This window comes from Acinetobacter bereziniae, assembly GCF_016576965.1.
Taxonomy (GTDB): Bacteria; Pseudomonadota; Gammaproteobacteria; order Pseudomonadales; family Moraxellaceae; genus Acinetobacter; species Acinetobacter bereziniae.
Genome location: NZ_CP066119.1, coordinates 1,465,130 through 1,479,431, shown reverse-complemented (window position 1 = coordinate 1,479,431; position 14,302 = coordinate 1,465,130). Strand labels below are relative to the sequence as shown.

At 35.8% G+C, this 14,302-nt stretch carries 22 protein-coding genes; 12 read left to right on the top strand and 10 right to left on the bottom strand.

The window, feature by feature from the left end; genetic code table 11:
* Nucleotides 1-154 precede the first annotated feature (154 nt).
* From I9192_RS06885 to I9192_RS06875, 3 genes are all read left to right on the top strand, one after another.
* Nucleotides 155-532 carry an IS630 transposase-related protein gene (locus I9192_RS06885; RefSeq protein WP_005029849.1) on the top strand — a complete coding sequence of 126 codons (378 nt, stop codon included), beginning with the start codon at nt 155-157 and terminating at the stop codon, nt 530-532.
* Nucleotides 529-1,077 (top strand): IS630 family transposase, encoded by a 549-nt coding sequence (locus I9192_RS22540; RefSeq protein WP_082179806.1) that lies wholly within the window; start codon nt 529-531, stop codon nt 1,075-1,077. Before I9192_RS06885 ends, I9192_RS22540 begins: the two co-directional genes overlap by 4 nt.
* A 145-nt stretch (nt 1,078-1,222) precedes the next feature.
* Complete coding sequence (locus I9192_RS06875) at nt 1,223-2,143, top strand: hypothetical protein (protein WP_005030248.1); 921 nt, start codon at nt 1,223-1,225, stop codon at nt 2,141-2,143.
* A gap of 120 nt (nt 2,144-2,263) precedes the next feature.
* On the opposite strand, the gene I9192_RS06870 is transcribed toward I9192_RS06875, so the two are convergent.
* The 6 genes from I9192_RS06870 to I9192_RS06845 are packed head-to-tail and all read right to left on the bottom strand — an operon-like array spanning nt 2,264 to nt 6,333.
* Nucleotides 2,264-2,758, bottom strand: coding sequence for a hypothetical protein (locus I9192_RS06870; protein ID WP_005030250.1), 495 nt, complete (start codon nt 2,756-2,758; stop codon nt 2,264-2,266).
* Between the two features lie 57 nt (nt 2,759-2,815).
* Nucleotides 2,816-4,261, bottom strand: a complete 1,446-nt coding sequence (locus tag I9192_RS06865) for a replicative DNA helicase (RefSeq protein WP_005030252.1) — start codon at nt 4,259-4,261, stop codon at nt 2,816-2,818.
* Nucleotides 4,258-5,256: a hypothetical protein gene (locus tag I9192_RS06860; protein WP_005030255.1), complete on the bottom strand. Its 999-nt coding sequence runs from the start codon at nt 5,254-5,256 to the stop codon at nt 4,258-4,260. Before I9192_RS06860 ends, I9192_RS06865 begins: the two co-directional genes overlap by 4 nt.
* Nucleotides 5,256-5,555: a hypothetical protein gene (locus tag I9192_RS06855; RefSeq protein ID WP_005030258.1), complete on the bottom strand. Its 300-nt coding sequence runs from the start codon at nt 5,553-5,555 to the stop codon at nt 5,256-5,258. The genes I9192_RS06860 and I9192_RS06855 overlap by 1 nt, the downstream gene beginning before the upstream one ends.
* A gap of 46 nt (nt 5,556-5,601) precedes the next feature.
* Nucleotides 5,602-6,057, bottom strand: a complete 456-nt coding sequence (locus I9192_RS06850; protein WP_005030260.1) for a phage regulatory CII family protein — start codon at nt 6,055-6,057, stop codon at nt 5,602-5,604.
* Between the two features lie 24 nt (nt 6,058-6,081).
* On the bottom strand, nt 6,082-6,333 hold the full coding sequence (locus I9192_RS06845; RefSeq protein WP_005030262.1) for a hypothetical protein: 252 nt from the start codon (nt 6,331-6,333) through the stop codon (nt 6,082-6,084).
* Nucleotides 6,334-6,488: 155 nt separating this feature from the next.
* Between I9192_RS06845 and I9192_RS06840 the strand changes: the two genes are divergently transcribed.
* The 4 genes from I9192_RS06840 (at nt 6,489) to I9192_RS06825 (ending at nt 8,177) form a co-directional block, all read left to right on the top strand.
* Nucleotides 6,489-6,866, top strand: a complete 378-nt coding sequence (locus tag I9192_RS06840) for a hypothetical protein (RefSeq protein WP_005030264.1) — start codon at nt 6,489-6,491, stop codon at nt 6,864-6,866.
* Between the two features lie 68 nt (nt 6,867-6,934).
* Entirely contained in the window at nt 6,935-7,171 is a 237-nt protein-coding gene (locus I9192_RS06835) for a hypothetical protein (RefSeq protein ID WP_005030266.1), read from the top strand.
* 306 nt (nt 7,172-7,477) lie between these two features.
* Nucleotides 7,478-7,900, top strand: coding sequence for a hypothetical protein (locus tag I9192_RS06830; RefSeq protein ID WP_005030268.1), 423 nt, complete (start codon nt 7,478-7,480; stop codon nt 7,898-7,900).
* Between the two features lie 4 nt (nt 7,901-7,904).
* Nucleotides 7,905-8,177, top strand: coding sequence for a hypothetical protein (locus I9192_RS06825; RefSeq protein ID WP_200150260.1), 273 nt, complete (start codon nt 7,905-7,907; stop codon nt 8,175-8,177).
* Between the two features lie 31 nt (nt 8,178-8,208).
* On the opposite strand, the gene I9192_RS06820 is transcribed toward I9192_RS06825, so the two are convergent.
* Nucleotides 8,209-9,341, bottom strand: a protein-coding gene (locus I9192_RS06820; RefSeq protein WP_223672967.1) for an IS3 family transposase whose coding sequence is annotated in 2 segments (ribosomal slippage) — nt 8,209-9,089 and nt 9,089-9,341 — 1,134 coding nt in all. Because the reading frame shifts where the segments join, the coding sequence is not laid out codon by codon here.
* 286 nt (nt 9,342-9,627) lie between these two features.
* Between I9192_RS06820 and I9192_RS06815 the strand changes: the two genes are divergently transcribed.
* From I9192_RS06815 to I9192_RS06795, 5 genes are all read left to right on the top strand, one after another.
* Entirely contained in the window at nt 9,628-9,900 is a 273-nt protein-coding gene (locus I9192_RS06815; protein ID WP_005030273.1) for a hypothetical protein, read from the top strand.
* A gap of 119 nt (nt 9,901-10,019) precedes the next feature.
* Entirely contained in the window at nt 10,020-10,313 is a 294-nt protein-coding gene (locus I9192_RS06810; protein WP_227567138.1) for a hypothetical protein, read from the top strand.
* 162 nt (nt 10,314-10,475) lie between these two features.
* On the top strand, nt 10,476-10,742 hold the full coding sequence (locus tag I9192_RS06805; RefSeq protein ID WP_005030278.1) for a hypothetical protein: 267 nt from the start codon (nt 10,476-10,478) through the stop codon (nt 10,740-10,742).
* Between the two features lie 392 nt (nt 10,743-11,134).
* Nucleotides 11,135-12,421 carry a Y-family DNA polymerase gene (locus I9192_RS06800; protein ID WP_005030279.1) on the top strand — a complete coding sequence of 429 codons (1,287 nt, stop codon included), beginning with the start codon at nt 11,135-11,137 and terminating at the stop codon, nt 12,419-12,421.
* Nucleotides 12,422-12,460: 39 nt separating this feature from the next.
* Nucleotides 12,461-13,069 (top strand): hypothetical protein, encoded by a 609-nt coding sequence (locus I9192_RS06795; RefSeq protein ID WP_005030281.1) that lies wholly within the window; start codon nt 12,461-12,463, stop codon nt 13,067-13,069.
* Nucleotides 13,070-13,213: 144 nt separating this feature from the next.
* Here I9192_RS06795 and I9192_RS06790 read toward each other — a convergent pair whose 3' ends face one another.
* From I9192_RS06790 to I9192_RS06780, 3 genes are read right to left on the bottom strand one after another with little or no spacing between them, the layout of a single operon-like run.
* A complete protein-coding gene (locus tag I9192_RS06790; RefSeq protein ID WP_005030283.1) occupies nt 13,214-13,582 on the bottom strand; it encodes a hypothetical protein in 369 nt (122 codons plus the stop codon).
* A complete protein-coding gene (locus tag I9192_RS06785; protein ID WP_005030285.1) occupies nt 13,579-14,019 on the bottom strand; it encodes a lysozyme in 441 nt (146 codons plus the stop codon). The genes I9192_RS06790 and I9192_RS06785 overlap by 4 nt, the downstream gene beginning before the upstream one ends.
* Complete coding sequence (locus I9192_RS06780) at nt 14,006-14,299, bottom strand: phage holin family protein (protein WP_005030287.1); 294 nt, start codon at nt 14,297-14,299, stop codon at nt 14,006-14,008. Before I9192_RS06780 ends, I9192_RS06785 begins: the two co-directional genes overlap by 14 nt.
* Nucleotides 14,300-14,302 lie beyond the last annotated feature (3 nt).

The window sequence follows — 14,302 nt, the reverse complement described above, 5'->3', positions numbered from 1 at the left end:
AGATTCTGGTTCATATATAAGAAACAATAAAGTTTTATCTTTTAAAAATTCAATCATATTCTGATTTTGCTTTTCATGTAGCTAGTTGTTTTTTAAATATAGCTAAATATATAAAGTTTGCTACACTATAAAAAAAACCTTACTGACTGCTGTTATGCCTAAGCCATACTCCAATGATCTTCGATACAAAGCTCTAGACTACTACAAAGAATGCCAGAATAAGTCTAAAACATGTACTGTTTTTAAGATTGCAAGAACGACTTTAGATCTCTGGATTCAGCTCGAACATCTCCAAGGAAATGCGAATAGACCACATCCCGAAAAAGCAGGTCGACCCTATAAAATTAAAGACCTAAAGGCTTTCAAAATCTTTGTTGAAACAACATCATTTTCACAGGCTAAAGATCTGGTGCCATTATTTGAGCAAAGATTTGGTTATTCCGTCAGCTATGCCAATATCTTATTTGCTTTAAAAAAGCTGGGGTGGAGTTATAAAAAAAGAGTTTTCTCTACAGACAAGCCTGCAAAATAGGACGAGCAGTATTCCAATGGTTCCTACCACAATGGAAACAGCAATATGGTGAAGAGTATATTTTATACATTGATGAATCAGGTATAAATACCAATGAGGTTGCTGAATATGGTTGGTCTGAGAAAGGAAAACGTTGTCGTGCATTAAGAACAGGTGGGCATGGAAGTAGACTAAATATAATCAGTGCTGTTCGATCAAGTGCAACGTTTAAATTCATTGCTCCCCTAATTTTTAAGGGCTCATGTGATCGCAATACTTTTACTGGCTGGCTTGAATATTTACTTGAAGATCTAACAAGAGATAAAAATGGTCAGCCTCAAAAATATTTACTAATTTTAGATAATGCTTCTATTCACAAAGGTCGAAAAATTGAGGAATTGGCTCGCCAGTACAATGCTAGGCTGATGTATTTGCCTGCTTATAGTCCAGACCTCAATCCAATTGAAAAAGCTTGGTCTATACTAAAAAGAAAAGTCAGACATATTGTTAGCCAACAACAGAAAACTATTCTTGAGGCTTTAGATATTGGGTTTAATCAAATGTAGCATAGTTTATTTAACTAGCTATATAACCCAACTAGAGGCATTGTGGTATGATTTCTTTCACCTTTTGGTATAGATCAAGTGCTAATCGAAGGAAAGAATGTTCTTATCTATCAACGAACTTAAACACTCTTTATAAAGAAAATTTATGAAATTAAATATTAGTTTTGATTGGGCTGTTCTAACATCCATATTTACCTTTTTGCTTTATTGGTGTGGCTATTGTTACTACATTGGATATCTTGATTTCTATGGAGTAAATTTAGACTCTTTTGATATCCCTGTAATTAGTCTAATCATTCAAGGCTTTTTATCTGGTTATAAAGCATGGATTACCTTAATTTTTATATTTTTAATTATTTCTTATGTAACTTCAATTTCTCTTAAACAATGGCTATATTGGATTATAAAGACAATTGGACTAACATTTAATTTTTTTATAATTTTATACAACTTGACATTTTACTACCTTGTTAAATTTATAAAAAAACACTCTATGGTTTCTAAAACAATCAATTTTACTAAAAGAAAAACCCCACAAATAGCTAAAAATATACTTTTAACTATATTTTGTTTTTTAAAAAGAACCTTTTCTAAAATTCAGAATAAAAGCACTAAAATTGAAGAATCTAATCATAAAATTTTAACAAGACTAAACCTAACCACCCCACTGATTAAAAGAGAAATTTATGGTGAAAATGATGAAGCAACTATCAATCAAAACTTTAAATTCGACTTATCTTTTTTTATACACTATACAATTTCAATTTTTTTGTTGGTTGGCGCTATGAGCGTTTTGAATATTGGGCAACAAATTATTAATGAAGGGAAAAATAAAGCTGAACAACATTTTATTGAGAGTAAAAGAGCCATCAAAAATAGCAATTTTTCTAATAGCCCTTACCAATTAGTGACTATAAAAGGTAATAAAGGTAATGAAAGGTTATTTCTCACTGATATATGTTTAAAGTCTATGTGCCTAGTAACGGATGAAAATAAGGTTGTTCAAATTTATGATGTTAAAGATTTAAAAATAATAAATCATATAGCATCATCATCACATAATTAGAATTTGATGTTTAACCAATCTTCTCTTTATCCTTATAGTGAACAGTAGCCTTATCTACTGTTCTTAATCGAGCAACTTGGTATTTTATTTAAGTCAAAAATGTATTCTTTTGAAAGTACTTCAAACCGTCCCCTTCACATATTCAATAAACGGATATTTAACATGGAGTACCGCTAGTCCACAACGGACATCATATTTTGCATCCATCACTGTACGAGTGGGTGTTTGGAGTTCAGACCACGAACGATTATGGAAATACCGACTAATTAAGACATTCATCCAGTCTACTAGTGCTTCGCTGTCTGTGCCATTTAACACATCTAGAATTAAACGCTGTACTGCACGTGCTTCATCATTTGTGATTTCACAGCAAATATTTCGATCAATCTTTGGTTTTTCTTCAAAGTTTTCATCACACATGTAGTAAGCAATCAGCTTTTCTTTGTTTTGTTTGCTCATTCGTACTTTTGCTTTACTCATTGCTACGGCTATAGGATTACTTGAGCGATATCCTCCTTTCGCAGTATTCTGCCAAGCCCCAAATTGTCTTAACCAGCCTTGTAATTCATACTTTGACCAGTCAACTGTTTGCATAATATGTACGGCTGTATTCACTGCTTTCTCCAAGTTTTCAAAGTATTCTTAAGTCATGTTTTGTGATGTCGAAATGATTCATAGTCCAGCCACCCTAGACTTAAATTTTGGATTTTTATCAATGTTCAACAATTGATTTTGAAAATATTCCAAGTTTTCATTTGAAACATTTGAAAAGCGACTGTATTGCAATTCTGAAAAAAGAAAGGTTTCCCCTGTTTCACCATCACGGACCTTGGAAGCAATGACTTCAAGCATCCCTTTAAATTGAGATTTTTCTTTGTTGTAATACTCATCCCGATAAAGAAATAGGATTACATCTGCATCTTGTTCTATGGCACCAGATCCACGTAAATCGGACATGAGGGGCCTTTTATTTGGTCTCTTCTCAACATCACGACTTAATTGGCTGAGAGCAAATACTGGACAATCAAACTCCATTGCGATTTCCTTTAATCCTTTAGAAATCACTGTTAATCGCTCATGCTCTGCAATATTAGAATTTAAGTGCGGGGTGGAAATTTTTTGTAGATAGTCAATAAAGATCGCACCAAGAAAGCCATACTTAGCCTTAACTTTTCTTGCATGTCGTCGAATATCAACTAAGGTGACAACCCCATCTTTGATTTCAAATGGTGCCCGCTCAATGAGTTTCACAGCCTCTGTAAAACCTGTCCAATCATCTGGTTTCATATCGGAGTCTTGGATACGTTTGAGATCAATATTTCCAACTGCTGCAGCAATTCGTCTTGAGATCTTGCCTGTTTTCATCTCAATTGATTCAAACAAAATAGGCTTAACGAGGTTTGTTGCAATATGGGTAGAAATATTCTGAGCAAATGCGGTTTTACCCATACTTGGTCGAGCTGCAATAATGACTAAATCGCCTTTTTGGATTTCACCAATTTTGTTATCAAGTGCGATAAATCCTGTATTTACTCCACGTACAGCATAAGTTCCATCTAACTTCTCAGATTGAATCTTATTGATCTCATCAAACAGGTCTATCATCGAGTTAATTAACGGTTCTGGATCCTCATCGCTGTTACCAGTGCTGATATCGCTCAAAGCGCTGCTCGCTCTTGCAATTGCATCATCTGCCTCACCATTGCTTAAATCATTGGCGATTTTCTGAATACGATTACCAGCATCTCGTAACTGCCTACGAAGCGTTAAATCTTGAAGTTTTTTAAGGTAGGTATGTACGTTACTGCTCAGTGTAACTGGTGCATTTTGAAATAAGTCCAGAATATATTTTTCATTGACTCCCTGTTTTTCTGAACCTAACGTTTTGAGTGAGCTAATGACTGTAACCTCATCAATTGGATCACCCTTTTCGTGAAGCTTTTTCATTGCGCGAAATAAAACAACATGAGTCTGAACAGTAAATATTGACTCATTTGCTATAGAAATCAACTCACAGCATTCTTGGTAAGTGAACATTGAAATCAAGAAAGCCAACTCACAAGATGGATCTGACAATTGATCGTCAATCACTCCTGAAATATTAAATTGAGCCTTCAATGGACACCTCCTAGACCCTGCCCGTATTTCACAGGTATTGGTTTTATATCAGGGGGCCGTGTGATGCTCTCCCCCTCATGCTGTTGATCATCAGAGCTTTGCTGATACAGCCTAGGATCTCGCTTTACCCATTTCACAAAATTTGAATACATCTGATTTGACCTAATTGACCCATTCTCAAGTTTTGTTTGGTAGTAAGCGTTTATCTCAGGCAAGATTTGATTAATCAATTCAGAAGTCATGGGCATCAAACCAGATTGTTTTAACCAAGCATTGAGCTGCTTAACATCTGGTATCCAAACTTTTAAAACTTGCTCAAGAGTATTTTCTTGATTTTCATTTTTTTGATTTTTTTCGTGCGTGGGGTTTTCTCTCCCACAATCAGGATTCAGGATTCCACATTCAGGAATCAGGTTAAGGGAATCAGGAATCAGGGCGTTTCTTACTGGTATAAAAACAGTTTCATAACTGTTTTTATCCTGTTTGATAACATTGTTAGAACCGTGTACATCAGTTTCATAACTGTTATTTGTGTTTGAATTAGTTGCTTGCTCAGTTAGGTTTATAGGATTTTCACCATAAAAATCATTAAGTTGATCTTTGGTAAGCAAAATCGGCTTACCAGTTACAAGCTTGTTTTTTGGGTTGCGTTTGTAGACGGTATACATGCCATTTTGATCAGGAAGGTCACTATCTTTTTCCAATCCATGTGGTTTTTGATGTTTTGAAAAGTTTATTATCTGGATAACATCTGTTCCATTACAGTTATATAACGCTATAAAACCTAGTTTAGAAATGTTCAATAACTGTTCTGAAACGTTTATTTCATCCGCTGGGAAAAGTGACATTTTGATTTTTTTGGCACGATTCTCTAAACGCCCCTCACGATCTGCTAATGTCCAAAGACCAACAAACAAAAGTCGAGCCTCGAAAGGCAACTCAACAAGTAGATCATTTGAGAAAAACGAGGGTTTAATATTTCTTGATCTAGCCATTACAATCTACCTTTTGTCTCAATGACTTTTTTTACGGCGCTTTCAAAACGATTAATCAAAGCGTATTGCATTTTATTGAGTCGCAGATCCTCAACAGACTCTTCAGCGGACCAGCTAGATTTTTCAAAATCTTTCTGAACACCTAAAGCTTTTTCCAACTCGGTCATTGCTTGTTTGTATTTCACTAATGCATCAGAATAGTTATCTTCAAGTTGTTGCACTTTTGAAGATTGATAGTCTTCTCGATCATCAAAACTTGTAGATGGTCTATAGTTGTGGTTTAATTGATCTGTATTCATTGTTGATCTCCTGGATTAACAGTAACTAAAAGCCTGAACCACGAACTCAGGCTTTTTTTTCATCTACACATAAATGAATCTTTTGGTTTAATTCCGCCAGTACGGTGTGAAGTAATTGAATGACTTTTGACATATCAATTGCTTCCCCTCGAGTAATTCGACCGTCAGCCATCATTTCTTTAAAGAGCGCGCATACATCTCCACCGCCCATACCAATACTTAAAACTAGGTCTGTAAGTTCTGTATCTCTGCATTCAGGGATGTCAGGTAACTTTATTGCGACTTTTCCGTGTTCAGCACACAATGCTTGAAGGATTCGGTAATCACCCGTAATCGCCATCATGGCGGAGGCTTCCATAAGTGTCAGGTGATGTGTTTCAGTATTTGGGTTCACCTTGCTATTAAGTACCGCAACGCTACGGACACCCATTCGTGTAGCAAGTGCAGATGCCCCACCTTTAAACTGACGTACTGTGTGATAAGCAGCGTCCAATATGTTCATAATCGGTTCCTTTGAACGTGTTTATTAGGCGATAGCTTTATTACTATTTTGGTTATCAGTTTTACTTAAAGTGTATGAAGCAAAATGACGCATCAATTCAAGTTCAGAAACCTTTCCACCACTATTTTTAACCAATGCTTTACGCAGCGCTCTACGTGGTTCTTTATACCCATAAAGTAAATGTGTCTTTAGATAACCTACTGTTGTTCCTGAATCTTTTGCATACTTTTCAAGTTCAATGTTGGTTAACTCAAGGACAAATGCACGAAATTCCATAGATTGATCCTCATTAATCAATCTAAATATTATCTTTTTGGTAATGTAAATACAACCTTTTTTATTGTTTACCTTTTTGGTGATTTAAGTAAACTTAGATGAAAATTAAGAAATCACCTTTAAAGTGATTTTTTATTAAATAAAGTAGAGTTTTTATGGATAGTAAAAGCATTCGTTATCAAAATACTCGCATACTTGTAGATTCAGTTGGCGGTATTTCGAGTTTTGCCGAGAAAATAGGCAAAGGTCAGTCACAAACAAGTCAATTCGCTGGAACCAATCCAATTAAAGGTATTGGTAATAAAGTTGCTCGTGAAATTGAAGAAACTTTTGGAAAGCCTCATGGATGGTTAGATGTACTGCATCAAGCAGATAACAATTCACTTTCTAACAATTTGAATCAGTCATATACCGATGGGAATAATGACAATTTAAGAGATTTGATTAACTCTTTAAATCATCTAGACGCTAAAGGTAAGCTCACACCAGAATTAATAATGGCTCTTAAAACAATTGTGAATTTAGCAAATTAAAACTTTTAGATGAAAATTTAAAAACTGTGAACCCGACACAGATAAATAACTGAATGGGTGGAGAAGTTATGATTGAAGTTTCTTTAATAGAGTTTGAAGAAGGGGCTGAAAAACCTTTGTTCGCACATCAATTTGAAAACCATCCGAGAATAGGTGAGTGGATAATTTTAGCAAACGATAAGACTTACCAAGTTTTAATGATTGTGAATTATGAAAACCCTGAAGCTGGCACTGTTGTATATGTAAAGTATCTAGGCAATGTTTTAGATTGTATTGATCGTCTTGGCTCTGGAACCTACATTTAATACTATTAAACTCACTTGGCAGCTCATCTGGATCAGTGATAAGTAAAGCCACCAACCCCCTTCCAACCATTGGGCCATTTTGAGTAATTTCTAAAACCCTTCCATCTTTGGTTACGCCAATCATTCCAATCAACTCCATTCACCCCACCCTGTGTGGGTTTTCTTTTGTCTATTAAATCATAAAACACAAAAAAGGTAATTTTTATCTTGCAATTTATTACCAATTAGGTAATATTTATCTCACGGACAACAAAAAGCCCCGGAACTTTGGACGGCTACGGGGCTTTGCAAAACTACGAGATAAGTATGAACATTAAACCAAACCAATTCAACTTTACGACTGTAACACTATTTACAGCTTGCACGATAGCTAGTATGACACTCGCCTGTCACCCTGCTGCAACACCTGTTGTACCTAGTCATTACGCTACTGCACCAAACATCTATGGTGTACAACACCTCAATCTCACATCTAAGGATACTGGTAGCACCACAATCCGATTAGATGACACCATTTTAAGAGCAAACTTTCAATTTGAAACTCACCCTGACAGTTACGGCGTAGTGGGCTCAGAATTTACAACGGTCAATATTATCAATCTATATGACATTGAGATCAGTGACCTAAAAGGTAATAAATACCGTGATTTCACCAATTACGATGACCACCGCAACATTAATAATTTAATTGCAACATACATCGAAAAAAACAAACTTACAGAGGTATAAGAATATGAATACTATCCCTAAACTACAAACTCCAGTTTCAACAGATTTCAAAGGTATAAAGCTTTCTGCTGAAGATCAGCTTTCTTTTGATGCTTGGTCCACTCACATACGCTATTGCAGTTACTTTGTCTTATCTATAGAAGGTGATATTCATCCAATGGGTAGTTGGGATGCACCATTTTTCAGTATCGAAGAATTAAATGCATTTGCACGAAACATTCTTACTATTCACCCTGAACTGGAAGATAGAGGTGGTCCCACTTGTTTGAACAACTAAAAGCTTATTTATAAGTGATACTCTGCTCTAGTTAAGCTACCTTATTTTGTTGTGGTAGCTGGTCATAGTAAAACTCATCTGGAGTCATTTTGTCCAGACTCGAATGAGGTCGTTTCAAATTATAAAATTCAAAATATGCGTTTAATTGCTTCTTCGCATCCAAAACATTGCTGTAGGCTTTGAGATACACCTCTTCATATTTAACGCTCCGCCATAATCGTTCAACCATCACATTATCAACCCATCGACCTTTACCATCCATACTGATTTGAATGCCATTTGATTTCAATACATCAATAAATGCATCACTGGTAAACTGACTGCCTTGGTCTGTATTAAAGACTTCAGGTCGGCCATATTTTTCAATAGCTTCATTTAATGTTTCTATGCAAAATGTAACCTCCATACTAATCGATACTCTATGCGCAAGTACCTTGCGGCTATGCCAATCAATCACAGCACATAAATAAACAAAGCCTTTTGCCATAGGGATATACGTTATATCCGTAGACCACACTTGATTACTGCGCTGAATAGCCAATCCTTTGAGCAGATATGGATATTTACGGTGAGCTTGATTGGCCTGACTTAGATTTGGTTTACGATATAACGCATTAATGCCCATTTTCTTCATTAAAGTACGTGTATGACGTCGTCCTATATGATGTCCTTGACGATTCAATAAATCACGCATCATACGGCTACCTGCAAAAGGGTATTGCATATGTAACTCATCCATACAGCGCATCAGCTTCAGATCTGATTCACTCACAGGTTTTGGGCGATAGTAATAACAACCACGGGAGACTTTCAGCAGCTTAGCTTGCTTAGATACTGAAATCTGAAGTGAGTCATCGATTAACTTTTGTGGTTGAAGCGACCCAGTTTCTTCAACACACCTTCTAAAAAATCAATTTCTAATGCCTGCTCACCGATTTTTGCATGTAGTTTTTTTAGATCGATGGGTGGTTCTGTTGGAGCTTTTGATTGATCGAAAGCTTGCGAGGAAGCTGAAATCAGTTGATTTTTCCAGTCAATAATTTGGTTTTGATGAACATCAAATTCAGCACTCAATTCAGCAAGTGTTTTTTCTGCTTTAATCGCAGCAAGTGCTACCTTAGCTTTAAAGTCATTTGAATGATTTCTTCTTGGTCTACGTGTCATAAAATACTCCATATATTGATGTTTATAACATCATTTGGGGAGCAAAATATCACTTATAAGTGTTGTTCAAATTTCCTGATCCACCTCTGATCATCTTTCTTGGACTTTTGGAAATATTACTGTTCGTATTTTAGACAATACTCCACATAATGCACACTGGCAAATTTGGCAAGAAAAGCACCGTGAGCGTATTGCTAAACTAGAACAAATTAACAAAGAGCGTGCTGAGCGTCATGAAAAGCGTAAGGTAGAACTTCTAAAACGATGGGAATATGTAAAATCATCAATGAATGATTGTTATTATTTTTGTGTGTTTAGAAAAGGACATGAAGTTTATCCCTTTGGTTTGAATCAAACGCCTTACTTCACTTATGAAGAGGCTGAACAGGAATATCGTGTAAATCAACTTATACATAGAGGTGAAGAGTTTTATATCGGTTTTGGAGGGTTTGACATCGATTTCATTATGGATGGTGAATGTTCCTCTGAAGCTGAACAAAAATGGATTGATCAACACAAATTACGCATCCAAGCCTTAAAGTCAACGGTGGCGGCATGAATAATATTGTCCAATTCTCAAAGACAAAAACCTTCTCTTCAACAAAAGAATCTGTCCAGCCACTTCTAGATTTGAGCGACCCTCAATTAGTAGCAGATATGGGGAGAGCGGATAAATTGGTGACGTACGATATCAATGCGATGAGTATTGATGAACTTCGTGATCATGTCCGATGTTCGATCATACAGCTCTATAAAGATCGTATGCACCATAAACAGGAATGTAATACGTTCAAAAGTATCTATCGCTTATTTGGTGCATTCCTAGAACGGCGTTGCAAAGAAGAGCTTAAGGTCTACCGTGATTCAAATGGTAAGAATTTAGCTGCTGAAGGTAAGGCACTCGCTTTTGACGAAGCATTAAATACCTTACCAATTACGATCGGCACTACTTATGCGACAGAAATGCGATGAGATTTAAGTATTACTCAATCACCCGGATACCTTATGTGTTCGGGTATCAAATGAAATATATTTTTAAAAATGTTGCTTTGCATGAAAGCTATTGCCCTTTTAATGATGCAATGTGTAAAGAAGCAAACTGATAATTGTTGTAGGAATACTAGAGGAAAGTTAATGACTGCTATTACAAATGTTGGTGATTTTGTTGTTGCATTACCACCACGTGATATTTGGCTAACAGATGAACAAGCAGCAACTTTTCTGAGTTATTCACTTGTTCATTTTAAAAGCCATGTGATTTGTTTGGGTGACTTTCCAGCACCTAGGTACATCATGGCAAATTCGAAAGGTCGTAGATGGAATTTAGAATCTATTTCTAAATGGTTAAGAAATCGTCCAGAAACTACAAAAAAAGTAGTTGGTAGACCTCGCAAAATTTAGCGGGGTTGATACTTAAAAATCTGTGGATAAAAAATAAAATACGCCAATTTTACGCCAAATCACAACTAAGTTATTGATTTTATTGTAAGGTATGGTACGCCCAGCGGACACAGGAAATAAATCATATATTATTGTTTTTATTATATTAAATTTTAAGTATTTATAATTATACCCCCAAATATACCCTCAAAAATAAATGTGAGTTCGATTCTATTCCTTAATAAACCTATTTTATCACAATATCCATTTAGCACACATATTGATCGGATCAATATCACCTATCAAAACAAAACGTCCTAATTTGTCGTGACCTTGATTATCCACAGTTTATAAATTTGAATTCATCCCAAGGGAATTCTATCATTATTTTGATTTCGTAACGATTTCAAAAGATGAAAGATAAAATTATTGCACTCATTGATATAAACAATTGCTATGTCTCATGCGAGCGTTTATTTCAGCCAAATCTAAACAACAAGCCTGTCATTGTACTCTCAAACAATGATGGCTGTGCCGTGGCTCGAAGTCAGGAAGCAAAAGACTTGGGAATCAAGATGGGTGTTCCCCTATTCCAAATTAAAGACATTGTTGAAAAGCATAATGTTGTTGTTCTATCGAGCAATTATGCTGTTTACGAAGAAATGTCTAATCGATTCACAAGAACAATCAAAACATTTGTGAGTGAGAAAGATGTTGAAGTGTACTCAATTGATGAAACCTTTGTTGAGCTGACAAGTTACAAGAATCAAGATTTAAACTTACTTGCTCAAAACATTAAAGACGCCCTTTTAAAGTGGCTTGGGTTACCTGTATGTATAGGCATTGGTCGCAGTAAAACAGAAGCTAAAATTGCTAACCACATCGCCAAGAAAAACAAATATTTTAATGGTATCTGTAATTTGCATGAGATGGACCCATGTTCAAAAGAAGAACTATTTCAGCATATAGATGTTAGCGAAGTTTGGGGAGTTGGACGAAAGCACAGTAAAAAGCTTCATTCACTCAATATTAAATCTGTTTTTGATCTCGCTATTGCAGATCCAGCGTTCATACAAAGTCAATTTTCTGTAGTCATGAAGCGCACAGTCTTGGAACTGCAAGGTACAGCATGCATTGAGCTTGAAGAAGTTGCACCCGATAAAAAACAGATAGTTTCGTCTCGTTCATTCGGGCAACGTGTAACTGATAAAGATGCACTTTCAGAAGCAATGAGCAGTTATATTCAGAATGCAGTTAAAAAATTAAGGCGGCAAAGTGGATTGACTGGCTGTGTCATAGCATTTGCACATTCAAACCCTTTTGATACGAAGAAACCTTTCTACAAAGCGAGTGTGAGTGTTTCATTTCCTGAGCCTACTGATAGCGCAGCGCAGATTATTAAGAGCGTATTGAGGCAGATAGATAAAGTATTTAAAGAAGGTGTCGAGTTCAAAAAGTGTGGGGTGATTTTGACTTGTATTGAGTCAAAATCGAGATATGTGCCTGATTTGCTTGCTGACTACGATGCGATTCAAAGGAATGAAAGCTTGCAGTCTGTGTTAGAGCAAGTTGACGAGAAGTTTGGTAAGAAGTTGGCGATTGGACCATGTTTGTTGAAGGATAGGACTTGGAGCATGAGCCGAGAAAAATTGACGCAGAATTATTTTAGTTGGGATGGGCTGTTGACTGTGGGTGATTAATTTTGCATTATTCAAAAACTTCATCATTTCCATAATATTATGAAAATTACATCGCCATATTTTTTAGCATTATTGGCTATAGTTTTGTATGCTGTAAGCATGCTTGTATATGGAACCTTATGCATATTCAAAAATGCAACCGCAAATGATATTTCTGCATTTGGTTCTATTCTTGGAGGTGTTGGTGCATTTTTTGGTGGATTTGTAGCTTTAATTATTTTTTATGGATGGAAGAGGCAACATAATAAATCTATTGTAGCAAATGAGGCAAAACTCGCTTTCAATAAAATTCATAATGAAAGAAGTATTATTCATGGGTTAAAGTTTAAATTAAATAATTTAAGTGATATTTACGAGAGCGATAGAGCTTATTATATTAGGGATTTTTTAACAGAAATAATTAAGTTACAAGAAGAACGAAATAAAAACCTTAGTTCATTAGATGAGTTTATATATCTTGTTGAAGGATCTAAACTTCATCGGCTAATTCTTGAGTACTCTTTGCATCTTGAAAGCTTTCAAAAAATTAAGATTAGGGATTTAGGAGTAAGTCAGACTGTATTCGATGATCTAAAAGATTTTCTAGAAAATGGAAAAAACCACAATAGAAATATTTTAGAGGAACTTAAAACATATATTTTTGCATAAAAACATTAGTTTAGAGCCTTATTTTTCACATCATTCAAAGCGCTACACTCATTGTATTTAGCAACAGTATCAATGATCCATAGCGTAATTTCTTTGCCCTGCCCTGACTCAAGTTTTAAGAGTTTAGGGCAAGGCACAATCAGATTAGCTGGAATCGTCGGTGATAAGTGAGTTGATGTTGCGCAAGCCATCAGCATCAATACAAAGGTTGTTATAAACAGGACGCTCAATGATCTTTTGCACTTCACGTGTAACTGTTTCGACTTTGACACGTTGCTCTGATTTAAGTTGTTCATAATCTGCGCTCACTTTGTTTATTTTGTTTTGCTTGTCTGTTAGGGCTTTCAGGTGTTCCTGTTCAATTGCTTGAATTTGTGCCACACATTTCGCTTGAGCTTTATTGAGTTGACTTACTTTGCTATTCAATAGACCAAGACAAACAATCAATAAAAAAGCGAGAAGTCCGATTAAGATTTCTCGCCATGCTTTTACAGCTAAATATAGGTAGGTCATTTTAAAAATAACTCCATTTCAGCTTTGCGACGTTTAACCAGTCCAGCCAACACACGACCACCAGCTTTGGTCCACTTTGGGAATTCAGCAGCAGCGCCTTTGTAGTCTTTGGCATTTAGCTTTTTAAGCAAAGTTGATTTGCTAAGATTACCTTCGCCCAAGTTGTAGGTGAACGAGGCTAAAGCGTCAAATTGGTTTTGATTAAGAGGCACTTTCACCAAGCGATTGATAGCGTTTTCAAATACAACTAAATCATTTCGAAGATATTGTTCTGCCTGAGATTCGGTGCATACATCGCCTTTTTTAACTCGCACACCATTCGGGTATTTGATTGTGCCAAAGCCAATGGTCCAAACGCCCACACCATCGTCATAAGCTTTCAATCGTAGCCCTTCAAAGCCTTTGATTAGGTTGATTCCTGAGTTACTTGTCTTCATTTGATTTCACCTTATCTTTAACAAATTTTTCAGCTTGAGATTCAACAAATTGACTACCTAAAGTTCCTAAAAACGCCCCTAAGCCAAGAATTGCAAGCATGTTTAAGTCAGATATCCAAATGAGTGCCCCACCTGCGCCAAGTGTTGTGAAGCCGTTCAAGATCGCTCGACCAAGAACAACTCGCAATGTTAGTTTTTCAGTGCTTACGAGTACTTTTGCCATAGCAATTACTACTCCCATTAGAATTAATTGAAGTGCCACTTTTTCATGCTCTTGCATGTA

Coding starts and splice junctions, on each gene's coding strand:
- I9192_RS06885 (WP_005029849.1), top strand. CDS start 155: ATGCCTAAGCCATACTCCAATGATCTTCGATACAAAGCTCTAGACTAC.
- I9192_RS06875 (WP_005030248.1), top strand. CDS start 1,223: ATGAAATTAAATATTAGTTTTGATTGGGCTGTTCTAACATCCATATTT.
- I9192_RS06860 (WP_005030255.1), bottom strand. CDS start 5,256: ATGGCTAGATCAAGAAATATTAAACCCTCGTTTTTCTCAAATGATCTA.
- I9192_RS06855 (WP_005030258.1), bottom strand. CDS start 5,555: ATGAATACAGATCAATTAAACCACAACTATAGACCATCTACAAGTTTT.
- I9192_RS06850 (WP_005030260.1), bottom strand. CDS start 6,057: ATGAACATATTGGACGCTGCTTATCACACAGTACGTCAGTTTAAAGGT.
- I9192_RS06845 (WP_005030262.1), bottom strand. CDS start 6,333: ATGGAATTTCGTGCATTTGTCCTTGAGTTAACCAACATTGAACTTGAA.
- I9192_RS06840 (WP_005030264.1), top strand. CDS start 6,489: ATGGATAGTAAAAGCATTCGTTATCAAAATACTCGCATACTTGTAGAT.
- I9192_RS06835 (WP_005030266.1), top strand. CDS start 6,935: ATGATTGAAGTTTCTTTAATAGAGTTTGAAGAAGGGGCTGAAAAACCT.
- I9192_RS06830 (WP_005030268.1), top strand. CDS start 7,478: ATGAACATTAAACCAAACCAATTCAACTTTACGACTGTAACACTATTT.
- I9192_RS06825 (WP_200150260.1), top strand. CDS start 7,905: ATGAATACTATCCCTAAACTACAAACTCCAGTTTCAACAGATTTCAAA.
- I9192_RS06815 (WP_005030273.1), top strand. CDS start 9,628: ATGAATGATTGTTATTATTTTTGTGTGTTTAGAAAAGGACATGAAGTT.
- I9192_RS06805 (WP_005030278.1), top strand. CDS start 10,476: ATGACTGCTATTACAAATGTTGGTGATTTTGTTGTTGCATTACCACCA.
- I9192_RS06800 (WP_005030279.1), top strand. CDS start 11,135: ATGAAAGATAAAATTATTGCACTCATTGATATAAACAATTGCTATGTC.
- I9192_RS06795 (WP_005030281.1), top strand. CDS start 12,461: ATGAAAATTACATCGCCATATTTTTTAGCATTATTGGCTATAGTTTTG.
- I9192_RS06790 (WP_005030283.1), bottom strand. CDS start 13,582: ATGACCTACCTATATTTAGCTGTAAAAGCATGGCGAGAAATCTTAATC.
- I9192_RS06785 (WP_005030285.1), bottom strand. CDS start 14,019: ATGAAGACAAGTAACTCAGGAATCAACCTAATCAAAGGCTTTGAAGGG.
- I9192_RS06780 (WP_005030287.1), bottom strand. CDS start 14,299: ATGCAAGAGCATGAAAAAGTGGCACTTCAATTAATTCTAATGGGAGTA.